This window comes from Rhodopseudomonas pseudopalustris (genome assembly GCF_900110435.1).
In the GTDB taxonomy this organism is placed as follows: Bacteria; Pseudomonadota; Alphaproteobacteria; order Rhizobiales; family Xanthobacteraceae; genus Rhodopseudomonas; species Rhodopseudomonas pseudopalustris.
In genome coordinates, this window is record NZ_FODT01000001.1 from 447,461 (window position 1) to 471,053 (window position 23,593).

The 23,593-nt window shown below is 65.3% G+C and carries 23 protein-coding genes, 1 tRNA gene and 1 other RNA gene; 14 read left to right on the plus strand and 11 right to left on the minus strand.

The annotated features are described in order from the left end of the window. Positions 1 to 21 precede the first annotated feature (21 nt). Complete coding sequence (locus BMY71_RS02100) at positions 22 to 2,253, plus strand: putative bifunctional diguanylate cyclase/phosphodiesterase (protein WP_092681389.1); 2,232 nt, start codon at positions 22 to 24, stop codon at positions 2,251 to 2,253. Positions 2,254 to 2,683: 430 nt separating this feature from the next. On the opposite strand, the gene BMY71_RS25405 is transcribed toward BMY71_RS02100, so the two are convergent. From BMY71_RS25405 to BMY71_RS02110, 3 genes are all read right to left on the minus strand, one after another. Then, entirely contained in the window at positions 2,684 to 2,806 is a 123-nt protein-coding gene (locus BMY71_RS25405) for a hypothetical protein (protein ID WP_283804805.1), read from the minus strand. A 1-nt stretch (position 2,807) separates the two neighbouring features. Further along, a tRNA-Arg gene (locus BMY71_RS02105) sits at positions 2,808 to 2,884 on the minus strand. A gap of 134 nt (positions 2,885 to 3,018) precedes the next feature. Further along, the gene (locus BMY71_RS02110; protein WP_011500500.1) at positions 3,019 to 4,506 is read right to left on the minus strand and encodes a sensor histidine kinase; all 1,488 of its coding nucleotides are present in this window, start codon (positions 4,504 to 4,506) and stop codon (positions 3,019 to 3,021) included. A 364-nt stretch (positions 4,507 to 4,870) separates the two neighbouring features. Here BMY71_RS02110 and rpmH point away from each other — a divergent pair, with 364 nt between their 5' ends. The 11 genes from rpmH to dapE all read left to right on the plus strand — a co-directional run bounded on the left by rpmH (position 4,871) and on the right by dapE (position 14,133). Further along, positions 4,871 to 5,005 carry a 50S ribosomal protein L34 gene (gene rpmH / locus BMY71_RS02115; protein ID WP_008542748.1) on the plus strand — a complete coding sequence of 45 codons (135 nt, stop codon included), beginning with the start codon at positions 4,871 to 4,873 and terminating at the stop codon, positions 5,003 to 5,005. A gap of 23 nt (positions 5,006 to 5,028) precedes the next feature. Further along, positions 5,029 to 5,370 carry a ribonuclease P protein component gene (gene rnpA / locus BMY71_RS02120; protein ID WP_041805060.1) on the plus strand — a complete coding sequence of 114 codons (342 nt, stop codon included), beginning with the start codon at positions 5,029 to 5,031 and terminating at the stop codon, positions 5,368 to 5,370. Positions 5,371 to 5,386: 16 nt separating this feature from the next. Beyond that, on the plus strand, positions 5,387 to 7,249 hold the full coding sequence (yidC, locus tag BMY71_RS02125; RefSeq protein ID WP_092681391.1) for a membrane protein insertase YidC: 1,863 nt from the start codon (positions 5,387 to 5,389) through the stop codon (positions 7,247 to 7,249). Positions 7,250 to 7,540: 291 nt separating this feature from the next. After that, positions 7,541 to 8,194 carry a ribosome biogenesis GTP-binding protein YihA/YsxC gene (gene yihA, locus BMY71_RS02130; protein ID WP_092681393.1) on the plus strand — a complete coding sequence of 218 codons (654 nt, stop codon included), beginning with the start codon at positions 7,541 to 7,543 and terminating at the stop codon, positions 8,192 to 8,194. Continuing rightward, the gene (locus BMY71_RS02135) at positions 8,191 to 8,559 is read left to right on the plus strand and encodes a DUF423 domain-containing protein (protein WP_092681395.1); all 369 of its coding nucleotides are present in this window, start codon (positions 8,191 to 8,193) and stop codon (positions 8,557 to 8,559) included. The genes yihA and BMY71_RS02135 overlap by 4 nt, the downstream gene beginning before the upstream one ends. Before the next feature lie 212 nt (positions 8,560 to 8,771). Beyond that, positions 8,772 to 9,668 carry an acetylglutamate kinase gene (argB, locus tag BMY71_RS02140; protein WP_011500505.1) on the plus strand — a complete coding sequence of 299 codons (897 nt, stop codon included), beginning with the start codon at positions 8,772 to 8,774 and terminating at the stop codon, positions 9,666 to 9,668. Positions 9,669 to 9,865: 197 nt separating this feature from the next. Continuing rightward, positions 9,866 to 10,822: a DUF1036 domain-containing protein gene (locus BMY71_RS02145; protein ID WP_041805061.1), complete on the plus strand. Its 957-nt coding sequence runs from the start codon at positions 9,866 to 9,868 to the stop codon at positions 10,820 to 10,822. Further along, the gene (locus BMY71_RS02150) at positions 10,819 to 11,520 is read left to right on the plus strand and encodes a pyrimidine 5'-nucleotidase (protein ID WP_092681397.1); all 702 of its coding nucleotides are present in this window, start codon (positions 10,819 to 10,821) and stop codon (positions 11,518 to 11,520) included. The genes BMY71_RS02145 and BMY71_RS02150 overlap by 4 nt, the downstream gene beginning before the upstream one ends. 93 nt (positions 11,521 to 11,613) lie before the next feature. Next, complete coding sequence (gene dapD / locus BMY71_RS02155; RefSeq protein WP_011500508.1) at positions 11,614 to 12,459, plus strand: 2,3,4,5-tetrahydropyridine-2,6-dicarboxylate N-succinyltransferase; 846 nt, start codon at positions 11,614 to 11,616, stop codon at positions 12,457 to 12,459. 214 nt (positions 12,460 to 12,673) lie between these two features. Then, positions 12,674 to 12,949, plus strand: a complete 276-nt coding sequence (locus BMY71_RS02160) for a hypothetical protein (protein WP_139202586.1) — start codon at positions 12,674 to 12,676, stop codon at positions 12,947 to 12,949. Positions 12,950 to 12,966: 17 nt separating this feature from the next. After that, entirely contained in the window at positions 12,967 to 14,133 is a 1,167-nt protein-coding gene (gene dapE / locus BMY71_RS02165) for a succinyl-diaminopimelate desuccinylase (protein WP_092681399.1), read from the plus strand. Between the two features lie 212 nt (positions 14,134 to 14,345). Here the strand turns inward: dapE and truA are convergent, their stop codons facing one another. From truA to def, 3 genes are all read right to left on the minus strand, one after another. Next, entirely contained in the window at positions 14,346 to 15,083 is a 738-nt protein-coding gene (gene truA / locus BMY71_RS02170; protein WP_092681400.1) for a tRNA pseudouridine(38-40) synthase TruA, read from the minus strand. A 173-nt stretch (positions 15,084 to 15,256) separates the two neighbouring features. Further along, a complete protein-coding gene (fmt, locus tag BMY71_RS02175; RefSeq protein ID WP_092681402.1) occupies positions 15,257 to 16,189 on the minus strand; it encodes a methionyl-tRNA formyltransferase in 933 nt (310 codons plus the stop codon). 79 nt (positions 16,190 to 16,268) lie between these two features. Beyond that, positions 16,269 to 16,796: a peptide deformylase gene (def, locus tag BMY71_RS02180; RefSeq protein WP_011500514.1), complete on the minus strand. Its 528-nt coding sequence runs from the start codon at positions 16,794 to 16,796 to the stop codon at positions 16,269 to 16,271. A 149-nt stretch (positions 16,797 to 16,945) separates the two neighbouring features. On the opposite strand from def, the gene BMY71_RS02185 reads away from it, so the two are divergent. Both BMY71_RS02185 and BMY71_RS02190 read left to right on the plus strand, forming a co-directional pair. Continuing rightward, positions 16,946 to 18,163, plus strand: coding sequence for a DNA recombination protein RmuC (locus BMY71_RS02185; protein WP_092681404.1), 1,218 nt, complete (start codon positions 16,946 to 16,948; stop codon positions 18,161 to 18,163). A gap of 208 nt (positions 18,164 to 18,371) precedes the next feature. Further along, positions 18,372 to 19,745: an AmpG family muropeptide MFS transporter gene (locus tag BMY71_RS02190; RefSeq protein ID WP_092681406.1), complete on the plus strand. Its 1,374-nt coding sequence runs from the start codon at positions 18,372 to 18,374 to the stop codon at positions 19,743 to 19,745. Positions 19,746 to 19,773: 28 nt separating this feature from the next. Here BMY71_RS02190 and BMY71_RS02195 read toward each other — a convergent pair whose 3' ends face one another. The 5 genes from BMY71_RS02195 to ffs all read right to left on the minus strand — a co-directional run bounded on the left by BMY71_RS02195 (position 19,774) and on the right by ffs (position 23,493). Further along, positions 19,774 to 20,202, minus strand: coding sequence for a hypothetical protein (locus tag BMY71_RS02195; RefSeq protein WP_092681407.1), 429 nt, complete (start codon positions 20,200 to 20,202; stop codon positions 19,774 to 19,776). Positions 20,203 to 20,221: 19 nt separating this feature from the next. After that, entirely contained in the window at positions 20,222 to 20,827 is a 606-nt protein-coding gene (gene recR / locus BMY71_RS02200; RefSeq protein WP_011500518.1) for a recombination mediator RecR, read from the minus strand. A gap of 113 nt (positions 20,828 to 20,940) precedes the next feature. Further along, positions 20,941 to 21,261 carry a YbaB/EbfC family nucleoid-associated protein gene (locus BMY71_RS02205; protein ID WP_011500519.1) on the minus strand — a complete coding sequence of 107 codons (321 nt, stop codon included), beginning with the start codon at positions 21,259 to 21,261 and terminating at the stop codon, positions 20,941 to 20,943. A gap of 34 nt (positions 21,262 to 21,295) precedes the next feature. Continuing rightward, positions 21,296 to 23,170, minus strand: coding sequence for a DNA polymerase III subunit gamma/tau (locus tag BMY71_RS02210; RefSeq protein ID WP_092681409.1), 1,875 nt, complete (start codon positions 23,168 to 23,170; stop codon positions 21,296 to 21,298). Between the two features lie 226 nt (positions 23,171 to 23,396). Then, positions 23,397 to 23,493, minus strand: an RNA gene (gene ffs, locus BMY71_RS02215) — signal recognition particle sRNA small type. Between the last annotated feature and the right edge of the window lie 100 nt (positions 23,494 to 23,593).

A 23,593-nucleotide genomic window follows, 5' to 3' on the forward strand; every position in this document is an offset into this window, starting at 1 on the left:
CAAGTGCACTGGAACGCGGCTATGATCTCAGCCCCGCTTCCGGACAACGAGCAGGCGCGGCTCGCCGCGCTGCGCCGATATGATATTCTCGATACCCCGCCGGAGGATTGTTTCGACATATTCCCTCGGCTGGTCGTCCGGGCCATCGGCGCCCCCTCGGCCGTGATCAGCTTTGTCGACAGAGAGCGTCAATGGTTCAAGGCCCGGATCAATGTCGGCGATCAACAGACACCGCGCGATATAGCGTTCTGCGCGCATGCGATCCTTTTTGAGCGCCCGCTCGTCGTTGCGGATGCGACGATCGATCCGCGGTTCCACGACAACCCGCTGGTGACCGCACCGGGCGGCATGCGGTTCTACGCAGGTGCCCCGATACGAACCGCGGATGGCTTCCCTATCGGCGTGCTCTGCGCGATCGACAAGGTCCCGCGCCTCCTCGGAAAAGCGCAGCTGGAGACGCTCAGAGAGCTGGCGTCGCTGGTCGCCGACCAGCTCGAACTGCGACTGGCGAATCGGCGTCTCGCTCGCGAACTCGCGGAACGCGAACGCACCGAGAACCATCTGCTGTCGATGAGCCGAACGCTAGAACTGTCGAACCTGCGCCTGGATGCGGCACTCAACAACTTTCTCCATGGGCTGTGCATGTTCGACGGCGACCGCAAGGTGGTGGTGTCGAATGCACGATTCTCCGAAATCTACTCTCTGGAACCCGACGAAATCGAGTGCGGTGTTCCTTTGAGCGCGATCCAGTCGGTGTGCCGGGAACGCGGGACGTTCGTGGAAACCTGGTCGGAACGTCGGCTTGGTCGATCTTCGCACGAGATCTCCGAAGTGAGTTCGCTTCTAGACGGGCGGGCGATCCTGGTGCGCTGTCAACCAGTCGCAGGTGGTGGCTGGATGACGGTGCACGAGGACATCACCGAACGCTATCGCAGCGAACAGCAAATCGCCCATATGGCCCGCCACGATCTGTTGACCGGCCTGCTCAACCGCGGAGCCTTCCACGAAAGGATGGATGAGGCTTGTGCACGCCTGCGCCGCTGGGGTGAGACCTTCTCGGTCATCATGCTGGACCTCGACCGCTTCAAGCTGGTCAACGATTCGCTCGGACATCCGGCGGGGGATGCCTTGCTGCGCGCGGTCGTCTCGCGACTCAAGGCGTGCATCCGCGAAACGGATGTCCTGGCGCGACTCGGCGGTGACGAGTTCGCCGTGCTGCAGACGAGGACGAAGGACTCCTACGAAGAGGCGGTGGCATTCGCGGACCGTATCGTCAATTGTCTGATCGATCCGATCGAAATCGAAGGACATCAGCTCGTCATCAGCACCAGCGCGGGGATCGCGCTGGCCCCCCAGCACGGCACGGATTCCGACGAACTGATCAAAAACGCCGACCTCGCGCTCTATCAAGCCAAGGCGGCCGGTCGAAACGGATACGTCACCTTCGAAACGGCGATGAAGGATCGTGCCAATGCGCGCCAACAACTCGAAGGAGAGCTGCGACAAGCCATTCTGCACCGAGAATTCGATCTGTACTATCAGCCTCAAGTGGACGCAAGGTCTGGACGAGTGATCGGCGCGGAGGCGCTGCTCCGCTGGCGCCACCCAAGGCGAGGCTTCGTGCCGCCGTCCGAATTCATTCCGATCGCGGAGGAAACCGGCCTGATCGAGAAACTCGGCGAATGGGTTCTGACGGAGGCTACCACCGAAGCCATTCGCTGGCCGGCCCCCATCAAACTCGCGATCAATCTCTCTCCGATCCAGCTGACTCGCGGCAAGTTGGTCGACACTGTGACGCAAGCTCTGCGATTCTCTGGGCTGCCTCCCGGACGCTTGGAGGTGGAGATCACGGAAACCGTGTTTCTGGAGGACGAAGTCAACAACCTCGCCGTCATTAGGCAGCTACGGGCGCTCGGGGTATCGGTCGCCCTAGACGATTTCGGGACAGGATACTCGTCGCTCAGCTATCTGACGAGGTTTCCGTTCGATCAAATCAAAATCGACAAGTTCTTCAGCATGAACCTGATCGACCGACGCGACTGCGCCGCAATCGTCTCCTCGGTAATAACCCTAGCGCGAGGATTGGGTATCTCGACTGTCGCCGAAGGCGTTGAGACTGTGCGTCAGTTCGAGCTGCTGCGGGAGGCGGGCGTCGACTACTTCCAGGGATATCTGTTCGGTCCCCCAGTGCCGGCTTCGGCGCTCGATTTCGGTACTGCTCAAGCCGTCGCGCGCATTACGGAGGTTGCCTAACAGAATATAGGCGTACGCTGTTGACCAAACAGCAGCTGGACGGCCCGGAGATTGCCCGTTCGGCGGTGGATCAGCGTGGCTTTCGTCCGTCGGCCGCCTGAAGTCGCTGATCGAGCGCCAGGCGGCGAAGAGCGAGTCCGCCGACGACCGGCTGTTGGCTCTGCAGAGGCAATTCACCGACTGCGAAGATCGCATGAAGCGACTTTATCGCTCTATTGAAGACGGCATCGTTGAGCTCGACGACATCCTACGAGAGCGGTCGGCCTCCCTGAAGGCACAACGGGAGCGGGCCAAGGCGGCCCTCGACCATGCCCGCGCCGAATGCGGCATGGCGGCCGCCGTCAACGCGGAGAAATTCGACGCATTCGCCCGAATGATGAACACAAAACTGGTTAAGGGGGACACCAACACCCGCAAGAGCTATATCCGCTTAATCATCGACGCGGTCGAGGTCGACGATCATGCTATCCGGATCGTCGGCAGCAAGGATATCCTCCAGGCTGCCATTGCCGGCAAACACCGAGAACGGAAATGTCGGTGGTTTTGTACGCAAATGGCGCGCCCGAAAGGATTCGAACCTCTGACCCCCAGATTCGTAGTCTGGTGCTCTATCCAGCTGAGCTACGGGCGCCTCTGCCGCGGGTCTCGCAGGGTTTAACCCGGAGCCGCCGGCGTTCCGCAGCGACAGGCGCTGCGAAGGCCGCATAGCTAGCGGCTCCCGTTCTGATTGGCAAGCGCTGCTCGCGAGCTTTCTTGAGGATCGCGTCAGGCCCGGGCGCGTTCGTTGCGCAGGCTGTACAGATCGACCGGACGATCGGGGATCGAAAGCCGGAATGTCGCGCCCAGCGTGCCCTCGACCAGCTTGATGTCGCCGCCATGGGCGCGCACCAGCTCCGCCGCGATCGCCAGGCCAAGGCCAGAGCCGCCGGCCCTCGCCGAGCCGTGGAACGCCTCGAACAGATGGTCGCGGGCCTTTTGCGGCACGCCGGGGCCGGTGTCGGAGACTTCGAGAATCGTCACCGACCCCTCGCGGCGGCCGGTAATCCGGATCTGCTGCAGGGCGACCTCGTTGCGCGGCTGGCCTTCCAGAGCCTGCGCGGCGTTGCGCACCAGATTGAGCAGTACCCGGAACAGCTGGTCCGGATCGGCGTCCATGGTCAGGCCGCGCTCGATCGCGGAGACCCAGGTGATCGAGCTGACCCCGGTATCGGACGCCAGCCCTGCGGTCTCGCGCACCTCGTTGACCACCGGCTCGATCAGAATGACGCGGCGGTCCGGCGCGGCTTCCTGGGCCCGACCGTAGGACAGTGTCGACTGGCAGAAGGCGATCGCGCGCTCGAGCGAGCGCACCAGCTTCGGGGCGAAGCGCTGCACCCGCGGATCGGGAACGCTGGAGAGCTGGTCGGACAGCAGCTGCGACGATGCCAGCAGATTGCGCAGATCGTGATTGATCTTCGACACCGCGAGGCCGAGCGCGGCGAGCCGGCTCTTCTGATGCAGCATCGACACCAGATCGCGCTGCATATCCGACAGCTCGCGCTCGGCGAGGCCGATTTCGTCGCCGCGCGGACCGGGGACCACGATCGAGGCCGGGCTTTCCGGATCGCGGCGGAAATTGACCATATTGGCGGTCAGCCGCCGCATCGGCCGCACGAACAGGAAATGCAGCGCGAGATAGATCAGCGCCGTGGTCAGGCTGGTGATGGTCAGCGACACCAGCAGCAGATTGCTGGAGAAGCGATACATCGCGATCCGCAACGGCGCCTCGTCGATCACCACCTCGATGAATTGGGCGTTGCCTTCGGTCGGCCCCATCACCCGGATGGTCTGGTTGCCGCTCTCGAGCATGACGACGAAGGCGTCGATGATCGCGCCCCACGGCGTGACATTGCGCATGTCGACGACATAGTCGATCGTCGTGGGCACATTGGAACTCGCCAGCAGGCGACGTTGCTGGCCCATCTTGATCGCCACCGCGCGGGCGTCGATGCTGTCGAGGACCTGCCGCGCCAGCGTATCCGGCACCGTCCCGGATGCCGAGGCGTCCAGCACCAGCGCTGCGGTGCTCGCGGCTGCGAGCCGATCATTCAGCCGATTCAGACGGAAATTCGCGATCGACGGCACATAGATCAGGATTTCCGCGATCAGGATCAGCGGAATCGTCAGCAGCAGCAGCTTCCCGGACAAGCCGATCTTCGGCTCCAGGCCTCGCCGCCATACGCGCGTTTCAGGCTGTCGATCCGCTGCCTGCACCCGAATTGTCCTGACTTTCCGCTTTCGCCTGGATCGGCGCAAAGCACCAATGTTAAAATGCGCTTTGAACCGCGCCAGGTCAAATTACCGTTCAATCATTTACGGCTTGCGCAGGCTCGGGTTTCGGGGCCTGCTATGCCTAACGCCGGCTTGGCGAGAATCGGCGGACCGATCCGGCAAAAGCGGCGTCGCGCGCAATTGACGAGACCAGGTCGGTCCCGTATAAGCCGCGCCAACTGTCCGCGATGGCCCGGCTCGACCGGGGCGGTTCATTTTTTGGGCTGCTTACGGCTCATCTGTGAGCCTCATCATCGGGCTTACCTCAATCTTCTGAATAACTTACCCGGCCTGCGGAGAACGACCCGTGAAGCGGACTTATCAACCGAGCAAATTGGTGCGCAAGCGCCGTCACGGCTTTCGTGCCCGTCTTGCCACCGCTGGTGGCCGAAAGGTGCTGGCGGCGCGCCGCGCCCGCGGACGCAAGCGTCTGAGCGCCTGAGCGGGCCATCCCGAGATCAGATCATGGACCGGTTACGGCAGCGGGCGGACTTCATCGCCGTTGCCGGCGGGCTGCGGATCAGTGGGCCTGCCTTCGTGCTGCAAGGCCGACGCCGCGATGACGAAGGCCCGGTCCGGGTCGGGTTCACCGTGACCAAAAAGATCGGCACCGCGACCGAGCGCAACCGGATTCGCCGCAGAATGCGCGAATTGGTCAAGCGCGCGGACCGCAGTTTCATGCTGCCAAACAGCGATTATGTGCTGGTCGGCCGCCGTGCGGCGTTGAGCCGCGACTTTGCTGTCATGCTCGGCGATTTGCGCTCCGCGCTCGACCGCATTGCGCGGCGATCGTCGAAACCGGATTGAAGCGAGACCTGACCCGATGACCGACAATCGCAACACCATCCTCGCCGTGATTCTGTCGGGCCTCGTGTTGCTCGGCTGGCAGTACTTCTTCAACATCCCGCAGATGGAGAAGCAGCGCGCCGCACAGCAGGCGCAGCAGCAAGAGGCTGCCAAGCAGCAGACCCCGCCGGCGGCCACGACTCCCGGCGCGCCGAATGCTCCGGCGGCTCCGGGTGCTCCGGGCGCGCCTGCCAACCAGCCGGCCGCCAATGCGCCGGTGGTCAGCCGTGACGCCGCGATTGCGGCCTCGCCGCGGATCAAGGTCGAGACCCCGCGGCTCGACGGCACGCTGTCGCTGAAGGGCGCGCGGATCGACGATCTGTCGCTGAGCCAGTACCACGAAACCGTCGATCCGAAGTCGGCGCCGATCCATCTGTTCTCGCCGTCCGGCAGCGCCAATCCCTATTACGCCGAGTTCGGCTGGGTCGGCGCCGCGGGCTCGAACGTCAAGCTGCCCGACCAGAACACGCTGTGGGAGCAGGAAGGCAGCGGCGCGCTGACGCCGGCCAATCCGGTAACGCTGAAATGGGACAACGGCGAGGGCCTCACCTTCCGCCGCCAGATCGCGGTCGACGATCGCTACTTGTTCACGATCAAGGACGACGTCACCAATGTCGGCGGCGGCCCGGTGACGTTGTATCCGTTCGCGCTGATCTCGCGCCACGGCACCCCGCATGTCGAAGGCTTCTACATCCTGCATGAAGGCCTGATCGGCTATCTCGGCGAGCAGGGTCTGCAGGAATACGGCTACGCCAAGATCGACGAAGCCAAGACGGTCGGTTTCAAGGCCACCAACGCCTGGATGGGCATCACCGACAAATACTGGGCGTCGGCGCTGCTGCCCGACACCAATGCGCAGCTTCAGGCGCGGTTCTCCTCGAACCAGGTCGGCGCCACCCGGACCTACCAGACCGACTATCTCGAAGACGCCAAGACCGTTCCGATTGGCGGCACCGCCACCGCGACCGCGCGGCTGTTCGCGGGCGCCAAGGAAGCGCGCGTCGTCGGCATCAACTTCCCGTTCGCGGGGCTCGGCGGCTACAACCAGCAGCTCGGGCTGAACCATTTCGACCTGCTGATCGACTGGGGCTGGTTCTACTTCATCACCAAGCCGATGTTCCTTGCGCTCGACTTCTTCTTCCACCTGGTCGGGAATTTCGGCGTCGCCATTCTGCTGGTGACGGTACTGGTCAAGCTGATCTTCCTGCCGCTGGCGAACAAGTCCTACGCCTCGATGGCGAAGATGAAAGCGATCCAGCCGCAATTGCTTGCGCTGAAAGAGCGTCATCCGGACGACAAGGCGAAGCAGCAGCAGGAGATGATGGAGATCTACCGAAAGGAGAAGATCAATCCGGTCGCCGGCTGTCTGCCGGTGCTGCTGCAGATCCCGGTGTTCTTCTCGCTGTACAAGGTGTTGTTCGTCACCATCGAAATGCGGCACGCGCCGTTCTTCGGCTGGATCCACGACCTCTCGGCGGCCGATCCGACCAACCTTTTCAATCTGTTCGGTCTGATTCCCTATGATCCGAGCACGCTGCCGGTGATCGGGTCGTATCTGGTGCTCGGCGTCTGGCCGCTGGTGATGGGCTTCACGATGTGGTTCCAGATGAAGCTCAACCCGCAGCCGCCGGATCCGACGCAGCAGATGATCTTCGCCTGGATGCCGGTGATCTTCACCTTCATGCTGGCGCACTTCCCGGCGGGTCTCGTGATCTACTGGGCCTGGAACAACACGCTCTCGGTGATCCAGCAGGCCTACATCATGCGCCGCAACGGCGTGAAGGTGGAGCTGTGGGACAATCTGAAATCCGCCGTCGTCAAACCAAAGAAGACGGCCTGACGTAGCACCTGACGTCGCTGTCACCCTTCGGCGCGCGACGCTTCGCGTCGCGCACCACAGATGACGGCTCCGGAAACCGGCATCCCCGTTTACGGATCATGCTCTGGAGCTTTTCCGGTTCTGATAGAATCAGAACCGGAGCTCTGACTTTTTGGTCTGACGCGTTTTCTTCACGCGAACCGGTACCCGCTTCGCTCGAAAACGCTCTAGGACTCACCGTGGCGCCGTCATCCCGAGGTGCGAGCGCAGCAAGCCTCGAAGGATGACCCGCTGCAAACGGGACGTCATCATATGACCGACGCGATCAATCCAACGCTGATCGAACGGGGCCGCAAGGTCTTCGCCGGCGACTGGCATTTCATCTGGGCGTCGCCCTCGATCGAGACGCTGCCGCCAATGGCGGGCCTCGAGGTCGCCTTCGCCGGCCGCTCCAATGTCGGCAAATCCAGCCTGATCAACGCGCTGACCGGCCGCAATGCGCTGGCGCGGACCTCCAATACGCCGGGCCGCACCCAGGAGCTGATCTTCTTCGACGGCCCAAAGGATGCCGGCCTGCGGCTGGTCGACATGCCGGGCTACGGCTACGCCGCCGCCTCGAAGGCGAAGGTGGCATCGTGGACGTCGCTGATCCACAGATTCCTGCAGGGCCGGGCCACGCTGGCGCGGGTCTATGTGCTGATCGACGGCCGCCACGGCCTCAAGGACGTCGACCTCGACATCCTGAAGACGCTCGACAAGTCCGCGGTCAGCTATCAGATCGTGTTCACCAAAGCGGACCAGGTCAAAGCAGCCGAACTCGAACAGCGGATCGCCGCCACCAAGACCGTGCTGGCGAAACATCCCGCCGCTTTTCCCGAATTGCTGATGACCTCCTCGCGGACCGGCGCCGGAATGCCTGAGCTGCGCGCGGCGATGATCCGCCTGCTCGACGAACGCGGCGCATGACGCCGCTGCTGCGCGTTTTGATCGTCTGCGCCGGAATCGCAGGCGCCGCCGGCGTGGCGCTCGGCGCCGCCGCCGCGCACGTGCCGGATGCCTCCCGGCTCGCCCCGGCGTCGTCGATGCTGCTGTTCCACGCCAGCGCCATTCTGGCCGCCGTCCTGCTATGCGAGCGCGGCATCGTCCACCGCATTCCCGGACTAGCTGCCGGGTGCGGCTTCGTCATCGGCGCCGCCTTGTTCGCGGGCGACCTTTCGCTGCGGCAGTTCAGCGGCCACGCGTTGTTTCCGATGGCCGCGCCGACCGGCGGCATCCTCCTGATTGGGAGTTGGCTGCTGCTTTCGGTCGCGGGGCTGTGGCCGCGGCGCTGACGGCGAACGCGGGCTGCGGATTCCGCACCCGGACCATGATCCCGAAAAGTGGATACCGGTTTTCCGAAACGATCATGCGCAGACAGGAAACCAGCGCGGCATGACGATTCAGGGATGCGTCATCCTGCTCTAGGATCGGCCGCGCCGAAATGCTAGCGGTTCTCCCCGCCAACCGTTCCGAGAATCCTACGACACAGCGAAAGACCCGCTTCATGACCGACGCGCCCGTTATCAGCCCGATCGATCAGGCCCGGATCCTGTCCGAGGCGCTCCCGCATATGCAGCGCTATGACGAGGAAACCATCGTCATCAAATATGGCGGCCACGCCATGGGCGCCGAAAACGACGCCAAGGCCTTCGCCCGCGACATCGTTCTGCTCGAGCAGACCGCGGTCAATCCGGTTGTGGTGCATGGCGGCGGTCCGCAGATCGCCACCATGCTGAAGCGCCTCGGCATCAAGTCGGAATTCGCCGCCGGGCTGCGCATCACCGACGGCGCCACTATCGAGATCGTCGAGATGGTGCTGGCCGGCTCGATCAACAAGCAACTGGTCGGCTACATCAACGAGGCCGGCGGCAAGGCGGTCGGCCTGTGCGGCAAGGACGGCAACATGGTCACTGCCTCCAAGGCGACCCGTACCATGGTCGATCCGGATTCGCGGATCGAGGAAGTGGTCGATCTTGGCTTCGTCGGCGAGCCGGAGAAGGTCGATCTGACGCTGCTGAACCAGCTGATCGGGCACGAGCTGATCCCGGTGCTGGCGCCGCTCGCCACTTCGGCCACCGGCCAGACCTTCAACGTCAACGCCGACACCTTCGCGGGCGCGGTCGCCGGCGCGCTGAAGGCGAAGCGGCTGTTGTTGCTGACCGACGTACCCGGCGTGCTCGACAAGTCGAAGCAGCTGATCCCCGAGCTGTCGATCAAGGACGCGCGCAAGCTGATCGCCGACGGCACCATCTCCGGCGGCATGATCCCGAAAGTCGAGACCTGCATCTACGCGCTCGAACAGGGCGTCGAAGGCGTCGTCATCCTCGACGGCAAGGTCCCGCACGCGGTGCTGCTCGAATTGTTCACCAATCAGGGCACCGGCACGCTGATCCACAAGTGATGACGGGCGCAAAGGCCACCAGTTCGTGTCCCGGGCGCGGCGCAGCACGAAGTGCTGCACCGCAGACCCGGGACCCCGGTTCGGCTGAGCCACACAAACCGGGACCCCGGATCATCAGCGCACCACGCCGCGAAGGGCGGCGCGCTGCGCTGCATCCGGGGCACGCTTGTCTTTTCGTCGCAACACTACTCGCATCATTGGCTGGCAACACCGCCGCCCATGCCGACCTCAAGCTCTGCAACCGCATGAGCTATGTGATCGAGACCGCGATCGGGATCGACGACAAGGCGACGACCGCGACGCGCGGCTGGCTCCGGATCGATCCGGCGCAATGCCGCGTCGTGCTGCAAGGGGCGCTGAGCGCCGATCGGGTGATGCTGCATGCCCGCGCGCTCGCGGTTTACGGCGCGTCGCCGATCCCCCAGAACGGCACCGACCGACTATGTATCACGCCGGAGAACTTCGTGATCGCCGCCGCACGGCAGTGCCGCAGCGGCCAGACGCTGGCGCCGTTCACCGAGATCAAGCCGACGCAGCAGGACGACGGCAACATGGTCGCGTATCTCGCAGAGGACAGCGAATATGACGACGAGCAGGCCAGGCTCGCGGCGATCCAGCGGCTGCTGGTGATCGCGGGCTACGACGCCGCCCCGATCGACGGCGTCGATGGCCCGAAGACGCAAGCCGCGCTCGCCGCGTTCCTGAAAAGCCGCGGCCTCAAGCCTGACATCGTCAGCGCGCCGGATTTCTTCGACACCATGATCAAGGCGGTGGAGTCGCCATCGGCGACCGGCCTGACCTGGTGCAACGACACCAGGAGCAGGATCATGGCCGCGATCGCCGAGGACGACGGCAAGACCATCACCAGCCGCGGCTGGTACCGGATCGAGCCGGGCAAATGCCTGCGTCCCGACCTCAGCGCCCTGCCGAAGCGGGTGTTCAGCTTCGCCGAAGCAGTCGACGGCAATGCACGCCCGATCACCCTCAAGGACAAGCCGCTCAACTGGGGCGGCGCGACGCTGTTGTGCACGCGCGAGAGCAAATTCGAGATCAGCGAGCAGGGCGACTGCTCGGCGCGCGGACTGAACGCCACCGGCTTTGCGCCGGTCGACCTCTCCGGCGGCGGCAAGACAGTGCGGTTTGCGACGCCATGACGAAGCTCTCGAAGCGCGGCTTCGGCCATGTCGACACCTGGGTGTTCGACCTCGACAACACGCTGTATCCGCATCACGTCAATCTGTGGCAGCAGGTCGACGGGCGGATTCGCGATTTCGTCGCCGACTGGCTGAAGGTGACGCCGGAGGAAGCGTTCCGGATCCAGAAGGATTACTACAAGCGCTACGGCACCACGATGCGCGGGATGATGAGCGAGCACGGCGTCAGCGCCGACGATTACCTCGCTTACGTGCACGCGATCGACCATTCGCCGCTCGAGCCCAATCCGGCGATGGGCGCTGCGATCGCGCAATTGCCCGGCCGCAAGCTGATCCTGACCAACGGCTCGACCGATCACGCCGGCAAAGTGCTGGAGCGACTCGGCATCGGCCATCATTTCGAGGCAGTGTTCGACATTGTCGCCGCCGAACTCGAACCGAAGCCGGCGGCGCAGACCTATCACCGCTTCCTGACGCTGCACGGCGTCGATCCGGCGAGGGCTGCGATGTTCGAGGACCTCGCCCGCAATCTCGCAGTGCCGCACCAACTCGGCATGACCACGGTGCTGGTCGTGCCGGATGGTAGCAAGGACGTGGTGCGCGAGGACTGGGAGCTCGAAGGCCGCGACGCCGCCCATGTCGATTACGTCACCGAGGATTTGACCGGATTTCTGGCGGGGTTGAACGAAGCGGTATGAATCCTGCTTCGCGCCTCGCCTTGACTCTCTCTGTCCGAATCCGGACAACACCTCACCAAAACTCTCCCTAACAAGCCGCCCAAGGACCTTTCGATGTCGCTCTCCGCCCTGGAAAACACCATCAATACCGCTTTCGACGCGCGCGATACGATCAGCGCCGCGACCAAGGGCGAGGTCCGTGACGCGGTCGATCAGGCGCTCGACCTGCTCGACCGGGGCGAGGCCCGCGTTGCCGAGCGTGACGCGTCGGGGACCTGGACGGTCAATCAATGGCTGAAGAAGGCGGTGCTGCTGTCGTTCCGGCTGAACGACATGCACACCATCGCGGGCGGCCCCGGCGGCGCGACCTGGTGGGACAAGGTGCCGTCGAAATTCGAGGGCTGGGGCGAGAGCCGGTTTCGCGAAGCCGGCTTCCGCGCCGTGCCCGGCGCGATCGTGCGCCGCTCCGCCTTCATCGCCAAGAACGCGGTGCTGATGCCATCCTTCGTCAATCTCGGCGCCTATGTCGACGAGGCCACGATGGTCGACACCTGGTCGACGGTCGGCTCCTGCGCCCAGATCGGCAAGCGCGTGCACATCTCCGGCGGCGTCGGCATCGGCGGCGTGCTGGAGCCGCTGCAGGCCGGACCGGTGATCATCGAGGACGACTGCTTCATCGGCGCGCGCTCCGAAGTCGCCGAGGGCGTGATCGTGCGCCGTGGCGCGGTGCTGGCGATGGGCGTGTTCCTCGGCGCCTCGACCAAGATCGTCGACCGCGAGACCGGCGAGGTCTTCATCGGCGAAGTTCCGGAATACGCCGTGCTGGTGCCGGGCGCATTGCCGGGCAAGCCGCTGAAGAACGGCACGCCGGGCCCCTCGACCGCCTGCGCGGTGATCGTCAAGCGCGTCGACGAACGCACCCGCTCAAAGACGAGCATCAACGAGTTGTTGCGGGACTGAGAGGCCCAGTGACCCATCGGTGATTCTCGACTGATCAACAGCCTGAAGAAGACGTTGGCGGCAACGCTCGACAAATCCAGCGCCCGACTAACGTCTGCAACGCAAAGTTGAATTTCATGATGACCGGTCCGATTTCTATGGGGTAGAAAGCGACGGCCCTCGGCGCGGATCAAGTTGCTCTGGGCCCTTAGAAATTCGGGGTATGGAGCTTCTCATGGCTGAATTCCGTCGGATCATCATCAAGACTGCTGAAGTCATGATGGTTCTACTTGTCATCATAACAATTCTCGCGACAGCAGGTCTCGGTGCAATCTCCGGCAGCGAGACCAGCGGAGCACTCGCTGTGGCTGGTTTCGTGCTGGGTGGGGTCGGCGGTCTGATCGTCTCGTCAATCTTCGCGTCATCGTTCTTCCTCATTCTCGAAATCGCCGAAAACACCCGGCAGGTGCTGAGATACTACGAGCCCAAAGTTGACGGCGCGAGCCGCTGACGACTATCAGGGGCGGCATGACATCATCGCGTGACGCCCTCTCCATCGCTCAAGCCCTGCTGCGCTGTCCGTCTGTCACGCCGGCCGACGCCGGCGCGCTCGGTGTGCTGGAGACGCTGCTGAAGGACGCCGGCTTCACCACGCATCGCGTGACCTTCAGCGAGCCCGGCGCCGCCGACATCGACAATCTCTACGCACGGATCGGCGATGGCGCGCCGCATCTGTGCTTTGCCGGCCATACCGACGTGGTGCCGCCGGGCGACGCAGACGCGTGGAGCCACGGCGCGTTTTCCGGCGATGTCGAAGGCGGTCTGCTGTACGGCCGCGGCGCGGTCGACATGAAAGGCGGCATCGCCTGCGCGGTCGCCGCCGTGCTCGATCATCTCGCCGCCCATGGCGGCCGGCCAAAGGGATCGATCTCGTTCCTGATCACGGGCGACGAGGAAGACGTCGCCGTCAACGGCACCGTCAAGCTGCTGCAATGGGCGGCGGATCGCGGCGAGACATTCGATCATTGCATCGTCGGCGAGCCGAGCAATGTCGAGGCGATCGGCGACACCATCAAGATAGGCCGGCGCGGCTCGCAGTCCGGCGTGCTGATCGTCGACGGGCTGCAGGGCCACGTCGCCTATCCGCATCGCGCCTCGAACCCGGTGCCGGATATCGCGGCGCTGATCACTGCGCTGAACGACGAGCCGCTGGATCAGGGCTCGGCGCAGTTTCAGCCGTCCAATCTCGAATTCACCTCGGTCGATGTCGGCAATCCGGCGACCAATGTGATCCCGGCGCAGGCGCGGGCCAAGTTCAACATCCGCTTCAACGATCACCACACCCAGGATTCGTTGAAGGCGCTGATCGAGCAGCGGCTGGCGGCGGCGTGCGGCAACCGCATCCGCGCGCGGATCGAGTGGCTGCCGTCGAACGCCGACGTGTTCGTCACCAAGCCCGGCAATTTCACCGATCTGGTCACCGCATCGATCGCCGACGTGACCGGCCGCACGCCCGATCTCAACACCGGCGGCGGCACCTCGGACGCGCGGTTCATTGCCAAATACTGCCCGGTGGTGGAGTTCGGCCTGGTCGGCCAGACCATGCACCAGATCGACGAGCGCACGCCGGTCGCGGATCTCGACCAGCTCACCGCGATCTATCGCGGCGTGCTGGAGCGATATTTCAAGTCATAACTCACCACCGTCATTCCGGGTTCGCGCTACGCGCGCCCCGGAATGACGTCATTGAACAAGGCACAGCGCGCTCCCTCTCCCGCTTGCGGGGGAGGGCTGGGGTGGGGGCGACGCGAGTCGTCGACTCTCGGCCTCGTCGAAACGCCCTCTAACCCGGATCATTGCTTCGCGCTGATCCGACCTCTCCCCGCAGGTGGGAAGAGGCGAGGAACTTAGTAATCCACCTTCACCAGATACAGCCCGTCCGGCGGCGCGACCGGGCCGCAGGCGGAGCGGCGGCGGGCGGCCAGCGCAGCCGCGAGATCGTCGGCGGTCCAGCGGCCCTCGCCGACCCACACCAGCGAGCCGACCATCGAACGCACCTGGCTGTGTAGATAAGAACGCGCCGAGGTGACGATATCGACGTTGTCGCCGTCGCGGATCACGTCGAGCACGTCGAGCGTCTTTTCCGGCGAGGCCGCCTGGCATTCGGTGTCGCGGAAGGTGGTGAAGTCGTGCTTGCCGATCAGCACCTGCGCGGCGCAATGCATCGCGTCGGTGTCGAGCGGCTTCGGCACCCGCCACACCTTGCCGATCTCGAGCGCGAGATTCGAGCGGCGGTTGACGATGCGATAGCGATAGTGCCGCCGGATCGCGGAGAACCGCGCCTCGAAACTGTCCGGCACGATCTCCGCCGACAGCACCGCGACCGGATACGGTCGCACATGGGCGTTCAGCGCGTCGCGCAGCCGGTCGGCGCGAAACGGCTTGGCGATGTCGAGATGGGCGACCTGCCCCAGCGCATGGACGCCGGCGTCCGTGCGTCCCGCGCCGTGCACGCGCACCGCCGCGCCGCAGGTCGCCAGCGCCGCCGCCTCCAGCGCGCCCTGCACCGACGGCAGCACCGGCTGCAACTGCCAGCCGCAGAACGGAGCGCCGTCATATTCGATGGTGAGCTTGTAGCGGGGCATTCGACATCTCTGCTGGCCGAGGCGTTTTTTCACGTCCCCGACGTCATCGCCCGGCTCGACCGGGCGACCCAGTATTGCAGAGCGTTGTTAGCAACCGCCGACGCTCTGGGATACTGGGCCACCCGCTCTCGCGGGTGGTGACGGCCGGATGCGAGGGAGGGCCGACCCCAGGCTCAGACGATCACTGCGCCCGCCGCGATCGGCGTACCGCGCAAAAACTCGTCGGCCTGCATCGGCTGCTTGCCGGCGCGCTGCAATTGCAGCACCCGGATGGCGCCGTCCTGGCAGGCGATGGTGAGTCTGTCGTCCAGCACCTGCCCCGGCGCGCCGCCTCCGGTGGCCGACGCACAGCGCAGGATCTTGACGCGCACGGCTTCGCCGTCGATCGGCAGTTCGCACCAGGCGCCGGGAAACGGCGACAGCCCGTGGATGTGCCGCAGCACGGCCTGCGCAGGCCGCGCGAAATCGATCTTGGCTTCGGCCTTGTCGATCTTGGCAGCGTAGGTGACGCCGTGCTCGCTCTGCCGGGTGAGTTGCAGCTGATCGCGCTCCAGCGCCGCCATCGCCCGCACCATCAGATCGGCGCCGAGCCGGGCCAGCGAATCGTGCAGATCGGTGACCGTCATGGCGTCGGTGATGGCGATCCGCTCGGCCATCGCGACGTCGCCGGTGTCGAGGCCGGCGTCCATCTTCATCACCATCACGCCGCTCTCGGCGTCGCCCGCCATGATCGCGCGGTTGAGCGGGGCGGCGCCGCGCCAGCGCGGCAGCAGCGAGCCGTGCAGATTGTAGCAACCGAGCCTGGGCGCATCGAGGATCGCCTGCGGCAGGATCATGCCATAGGCGACCACGACCGCGGCGTCGGCGTCATGGCTGCGGAATTCGGCGAGCGCCTCGTCGGTCTTCAGCGTCTTCGGCGTCAGCACCGGAATGCCGAGCCGTTGCGCCTCCTGCGCCACCGGGCTGTGCTGCAATTTCATGCCGCGCCCGGCCGGCTTGGGCTCGCGGCTGTAGACCGCGGCGATGTCGTGCCCATAGGCCGACAGCGCCAGCAGCGTCGGCACCGCGAAGTCCGGCGTACCCATGAAGACGAGGCGAAGGGGCATGGCGTGAGGGTCCCGGACAGGTCTGGGCCGACGGAGGGCCGCGCGCCGCAACGCGTCGGCCGGTCATCTACGCGAGCGCTCAGACGTATTTGATACCGCGCTTGGCGGCCTTCTCGAACTTGCGCACGACCATGGCGCGCTTCAGCTTCGACAAATGATCGACGAACAGCACGCCGTCGAGGTGGTCGATTTCGTGCTGGATGCAGGTCGCGAACAGGCCGTCGGCGTCCTCTTCCTTCACATTGCCGTCGAGATCGGTGTAGCGGATCCGGACCACTGCCGGCCGCTCGACATCGGCGTAATATTCGGGGATCGACAGGCAACCTTCCTCGTAGACGTTCATCTCCGCCGAGGCGCCGACGATTTCCGGATTGATGAAGGCGCGCGGATCGCTCTTGCCGTTGCCCTCCTTGCGCACGATGTCCATCGTGATGAGCCGCACCGGCTCGGCGATCTGAATCGCCGCGAGCCCGATGCCGGGCGCGTCGTACATGCTCTCGAACATGTCGTCCGCGAGCTTGCGGATCTCCGGCGTCACCTCGGCGACGGGCTTTGAGATTTCACGCAGCCGCTTATCCGGCAGGATGATGATTTCACGCAGGGCCATGGCGGCGATTTAAGGCGCAGCGGCGGTCGGGTCAATCCGGGACCGACCGGAGGTTATGCCACTTTTGGCGCGAGCCGGGCTTAAAGATCCGTTCAGAGTAATGTTCTCTCTTCGTTCGCAAGGACTGTTTAGTCTGCTACGATCCGGCGATGAACGAGACCCTCTTCTATCTTGGCGACGCTCCGGTCAGCATTGGCGCGGCGCTGTTCGGCGCGAGCGCGATGGCGTTGCTGTTGCTGCTGGCGATCGTGCTGGTGATCGCGCACGGGCTGCAGAGCGGCAGCGCCGCGGCCCTGGCGCAGGCCCGCCGCGCCTCTGACCTGGAGCAACGCCTGTCGGACCTGATCAGGTTCCAGAGCGAAGCCAATGGCCGGGTCGACGCGATGGGCCGGGCGCTGGCGGGGCGGCAGGCCGAAATGGCGCGCGCGGTCAGCGAGCGGCTGGATACGGTCACCCACCGGGTCGGCCAGTCGATGACGCAATCGACCCACCACACCATGGAAAGCCTGCAGGCGCTGCACGAGCGGCTCGGCATCATCGATCGCGCCCACGACAACCTCACCGAGCTGACCGACCAGGTGACGTCGCTGCGCGACGTGCTCGCCAACAAGCAGGCTCGCGGCGCGTTCGGCCAGGCGCGGATGGAGTCGATCGTGCAGGACGGGATGCCGAAGGGCGCCTACGCCTTCCAGTACACGCTCTCCACCGGCAAGCGGCCGGATTGCGTGGTGTTCCTGCCCGACCAGCGGCCGCTGTGCATCGACGCCAAGTTTCCGCTCGAGGCGGTCACCGCGCTCCGCGAATCCCGCAGCGACGGCGAGAAGAAGGCGGCGTCGCAGCGGCTGCGGCTCGACGTGATGCGGCATGTCGACGATATCGCGGCCAAGTATCTGATCCCCGGCGAGACCCAGGACACCGCGTTGATGTTCGTGCCATCGGAATCGGTCTATGCCGAGATCCATGACGGCTTCGACGATGTGATCCAGAAGGCATATCGCGCCCGCATCGTGCTGGTGTCGCCGTCGTTGCTGATGCTGGCGATCCAGGTGATGCAGCAGATTCTGAAAGACGCGCGGATGCGCGACGCCGCGGATCAAATCCGGACCGAAGTGCTGAGCCTCGGCGACGATCTCGCGCGGCTGCGCGAGCGTGTCACCAAGCTGCAAACCCATTTCGGCCAGGTCAACGACGACGTCCGCCAGATCCTGATCTCGGCCGACAAGATCGAACGCCGCGCCGTGCGGATCGAGGAGCTGGATTTTTCCGCGGTCGAACCGTCGACCGGCACGCAAGCGCCGCTGGCGCCGGAAGCCAGAGACCTGTTCGCGTCCCGCGCGTTCAAAATCGACGAAGTCGCTTCAGACTGAGTCGGCGCCACGAAATCAACCGTCATCACCCGCGAAAGCGGGTGACCCCGTCTTCCAGATCGTCGGTGCTCAGCGAGCAATTCGCGATCATTCTTTCGTGCTTCGCAACGTAGGGCGGTGAGCACTGGGTCGCCCGGACAAGCCGGGCGATCACGGCGAACCCTGAGGCGGATGTCCGGCGCCCGTTCGAATCTGCTACCACCCTCGTATGACCGCTCCCGACGCCTCATCGAATCCAGAACCGCTCCCCCCCGTTGCCCCGGCGTCCACCTGGCGCGAGGCGATGACGGTGTATCTGCAACCGCGAGTGCTGATCGTCCTGTTTCTCGGCTTCTCGTCGGGCCTGCCGCTGGCGCTGTCGGGCTCGACGCTGCTGGTGTGGATGCGGGAGTCCGGCGTCGATCTCGGCACCATCGGGCTATTCGCGCTGGTCGGCACGCCCTACACGCTGAAGTTCATCTGGGCGCCGCTGGTCGATGCGCTGCACGTTCCGCTGCTGTCGCGGCTGTTCGGCCGCCGCCGCGGCTGGCTGGTCACCTCGCAACTGCTGCTGATCGGCGCGATCCTGCTGCTGGCGCTGACCGACCCGGCGCATGCGCCGCTGTTCGTCGCGATCGGTGCGCTGCTGGTCGCGGCTGCGTCCGCGACGCAGGACATCGTGGTCGATGCGTTTCGCGTCGAGAGCCTGCCGGAGAACGAGCAGGCCGCCGGCATGGCGTCCTATGTCGCGGCCTATCGGATCGGGATGCTGATCTCGACCGCGGGCGTGCTGTTTCTGGTCAGCGCCTATGAGGGCGCCGGGCTTGAGCGCTCCACGGCGTGGATGTGGGGCTATGTCACGATGGCCGGAATGGTGCTGATCGGCACCGTCACCGCACTGCTCGCGACCGAACCCGAGCAATCACGCCGCGCCGAAGCCGCCACCAGCGGCGAGACCGCGTTCACCCGGGTGACGCGGGCGGCGATCGGCGCGTTCTCGGAATTTCTCGGCCGCACCGATGCGCTGGCCGTGCTGGCTTTCGTGGTGCTGTTCAAATTCACCGACGCGTTCTCCGGCACGATGACCGCGCCGTTCGTGATTGACCTCGGCTTTTCCCGCAACGACTACGCCGCGATCGTCAAGGGCGTCGGCCTCGCCGCGACGCTGGTCGGCGGGTTTGCCGGCGGTTATCTGGCGCGGCGTTACACGCTCACGACCAGCCTATGGATCGGCGCGGTGCTGCAGGCGCTGTCGAATCTGGCGTTCGCGTGGCTCGCGACCGTCGGCGTCAATCAATGGGCGCTGGCGCTGGCGATCTCGGTGGAGAACTTCACCGGCGCGATCGGCACCGTGATCTTCGTCGCCTATCTGTCGGCGCTGTGCCAGAACCCACTGCACACCGCCACCCAATACGCGCTGCTGACGGCGCTGTCGGCGGTCGGGCGGACCTATCTGTCGGCGGGTGCGGGCTATGTGGCGCAGGCGACCGGCTGGCCTGCGTTCTTCATGATCAGCGTCGCGGTCGCGGCGCCGAGTCTCGTGCTGCTGATCTGGCTGCAGCGCCGCGACCATTTCGCAGCACTCGGACCGGTGAAAGTCTGACGCGATACGCCACGCCCGACGCCACCTCCTACTTCGCGACCATGCTCCACTTCGTCACCACGGCCTCGCTGTACTGCCCGGCCTCCTCGGCACAGGCGACCGCCTCGACTTTCAGCGCAATCTGCTTGCCGAGATGCGATTTGAGCTGCGCCGCCTGGGCGTCGCCGGCGGGCACGATCTGGAACGTTTCCGGCCCGTTCTCGAGATTGCACAGACCGGCCGGCGGCGGCAGCCGGCGCGGCTCGCTGACAAGCTGATACACCGGGATCTTCTTGCCTTTGCCGTTCGCCCGCGACCGCATCGCGGTGAGTTCGCCGTTGAGAACATCGCCGACCTGCATCGCCATGGGCTTCGGCAGCGCCGCCCGGCTCTCCGTGCCCTGCGCGTATGCGGGCGCGGCCGAGAGCGACAGAACGGCGGCGAAAATCATCGAGGGCTTCAGGATCAGGTCAGTCATCAGGTCCACTTCCAGTCGTTCAGAACAGGGTCCGCTGCCGCATCGCGGCCGACAGCGTGCCTTCGTCGAGATAGTCGAGTTCGCCGCCCACCGGGACACCATGGGCAAGCCGTGTCACCTTGACGCCCGCCTCCTGCAGCAGATCGGTGACGTAGTGCGCGGTGGTCTGGCCGTCGACGGTGGCGTTGAGCGCCAGAATGATCTCGCTGACCGCGGGATCATGGGCGCGCGCCACCAGCGCGTCGATCGTCAGATCATCGGGGCCGACCCCGTCGAGCGGCGACAACGTCGCGCCGAGCACATGATAGCGGCCGTTGGTGGCGGAAGCGCGTTCGAGCGCCCACAGATCGGCGACGTCGGCCACTACCACGATGATCGACGGATCGCGGCGCGGATCGGTGCACACCGTGCACGGATTCCGGGTATCGATGTTGCCGCAGCTCTTGCACACTTCGATCTTGTCGATCGCGACCTGCAGCGCCGAGGCGAGCGGCGTCATCAGCGCGTCGCGCTTCTTGATCAGATGCAGCGCGGCGCGCCGCGCCGAGCGCGGGCCGAGACCCGGCAACCGCGCCAGCAGCTGAATCAAACGCTCGATCTCGGGGCCTGCGACCGCAGTGGCCATCGGGACAGCACCATCCGTTACGGTGAATCAGATCGGCGACAGGCGTTGGCACGCCTGCCTGCGGGTCTGCCTGCACGTCTGCGAGACTGTGCGAATCGGTATCAGTCGAAAGACTAACCCAGGCCGAGGCCGGGCGGCAGGCCGAGCCCGCCGGTCAGCGCCTGCATCTTCTCCTGCATCGCGGCCTCCGCCTTGCGATGCGCGTCGGCATGCGCCGCAACCAGAAGATCTTCCAGCACTCCGCCCTCGTCGGGCTTCAGCAGCGACGGGTCGATCGAGACCCCGCGCACTTCCATCTTCGCGCTCATCCGCACCTGGACGAGGCCGCCGCCGGACGAGCCCTCGACCTCGATCTGGTCGAGTTCCGCCTGCATCGCCTTCATCTTCGACTGCAGCTGCGCCGCCTGTTTCATCATGCCGAGGAAATCAGCCATGATCGGTTCCTTTTCGAAAGAGCTATCAAGAGACCTAGGATTCGTCGTCGTCGTCGACCGGCTCGGCCGGGTCTTCGATCCCGGCATCGGCTTCGGCCAAGTCGGTGGCGAGCCGCCGCACCTCGAATTTGGCGCCAGGAAATTTCGCCAGCACTTCACGCACCCGCGGATCGCTTTCCGCGGCGCGTTCGCGTTCGTTCTTTTGCGCCTCGCTCTGCGACCGCAAGGTCGGCTGGCCGGGCTCGTTCGACACGATCACGGTCCAGCGCCGGCCGGTCCATTGTTCGAGCTTGCGGCCGAGGTCGTTGATCAGGCTGCGCGACGCGGTCCGCTCCAGCGCCAGTTCGAGCCGTCCATCGTCGATCCGCACCAGCCGGACGTCGGCCTCCAGCGCCATGCGGGTCATCACGTCGCGCTTCTCGGACGCCAATGCGACGAGCTGCGGGAAGGTCGTGATCTTCAGCGCGGCGTCCTGCTGCGGAGCTGCGGCGAGCGCGCTGATCTGCGGCCGGGCCATGCTGTCGGCGCCGCCACGCGCCATCGTCGGCGCGCTGCGCGGCGGCATCGCGGCGGCGGCGGGCGCCGCATAGGCTGAAACCACGGATGTGGCGGACACCGGCGGCGAGGATGCGCCGCGCGGCGCGGCGCTTCCGCCGGACGGCAGCGGCGTTGCGCTCCCACCATCTTGCGCGAGCATCCGGAGGGCTTCGTCCGGCGTCGGCAGATCGGCGGCGTAGGCGATCCGCACCAGCACCATTTCGGCCGCCGCGGCGGGCCGCGTCGCGCCCTGCACCTCAGCGATGCCCTTCAGCAGCATCTGCCACATTCGCGACAGCACCCGCATCGACAGCTTGGCGGCGAATTCGCGCCCGCGCAGCCGCTCGGTCTCGCCGAACGCGACATTGTCGGCGGTCGCCGGCACGATCTTCACGCGGGTGACGAAATTGACGAACTCGGCAAGATCGCTGAGCACCACCACCGGATCGGCGCCGGTGTCGTATTGATCGCGAAATTCCTGGAAGGCGCTGGCGATATCGCCGCGCGCCAGAGCGTCGAACAATTCGATCACCCGTGTGCGGTCGGCGAGGCCGAGCATCTGCCGAACCTGATCGGCGCGCACCAGCCCCGCCGCATGGGCGATCGCCTGATCGAACAGCGACAGCGAATCGCGCACGGAGCCTTCGGCGGCGCGGGCGATGATGCCGAGCGCTTCGGGCTCGACCTCGACGCCTTCCTTCGTGGCGATGCCGGCGAGGTGTTTCATCAGCACGTCGGCCTCGACGCGGCGCAGATCGAAGCGCTGGCATCGCGACAGCACCGTCACCGGCACCTTGCGGATTTCGGTGGTAGCGAACACGAATTTGGCGTGCTCCGGCGGCTCCTCCAGCGTCTTCAGGAAGGCGTTGAACGCCGCCGTCGACAGCATGTGGACTTCGTCGATGATGTAGACTTTGTAGCGCGCGCTGGCCGGCGCATAGCGGACGCTGTCGTTGATCTGGCGGACGTCGTCGACGCCGGTATGCGAGGCGGCGTCCATTTCCAGCACATCCATGTGCCGGCTTTCCATGATGGCTTTGCAATGCACGCCATGCACCGGCATGTGGATGGTCGGCCCCTTCACCGAGCCGTCCGGCAACTCGTAATTCAACGCTCGCGCCAGGATGCGCGCAGTGGTGGTCTTGCCGACGCCGCGCACGCCGGTGAGGATCCAGGCCTGCGGAATCCGCCCGGTGTCGAAGGCGTTGGAGACGGTGCGCACCACCGCTTCCTGGCCGATCAGATCCTCGAAGCTGTTGGGACGGTATTTGCGCGCCAGCACCCGATAGGCGCCGGCCGGAGCTGCGCCCAAACCGAGGCCGGTCTGTTCCGAATCGCCTGAAGGGATCGCGGGAGGGCCGGAATCGGTCATCGGTCGTTCCCCACCGAATCTGTCCGTACCGAATTTGTCCGCAAAGCGTCGTTCCGCAATGTGTTCTCTCTCGGGGCCGCATTGCGGAACGGGGCGGAGGCTGTACGGCGGGGGTTCATCCGGTTGGCCCGACACCCGACACATGCCCGGCACCTGGCAAACCCTGCCAGGTCGGGCCGATACGCCACCTTGGATAGACCGGCGCGCGCAGCGGCCGGAAAAATAGGTAGGAGACTGACGAGCGACCCGATCCGGACCTCGTTAGGGCTGCTTCCTTCCGGACCTGACCCGGTTGGCGAGTGGCTCGTCCACCGCCAATCTCCCGGTCCCTATTTGGAGGCAAACGGGCCGGAATGCAAGCGGGCGGCCGCGACCTTGAACCATCGGCCAAGCAGGTCGCGCGGCCGGCCTGCGCGCGACCGG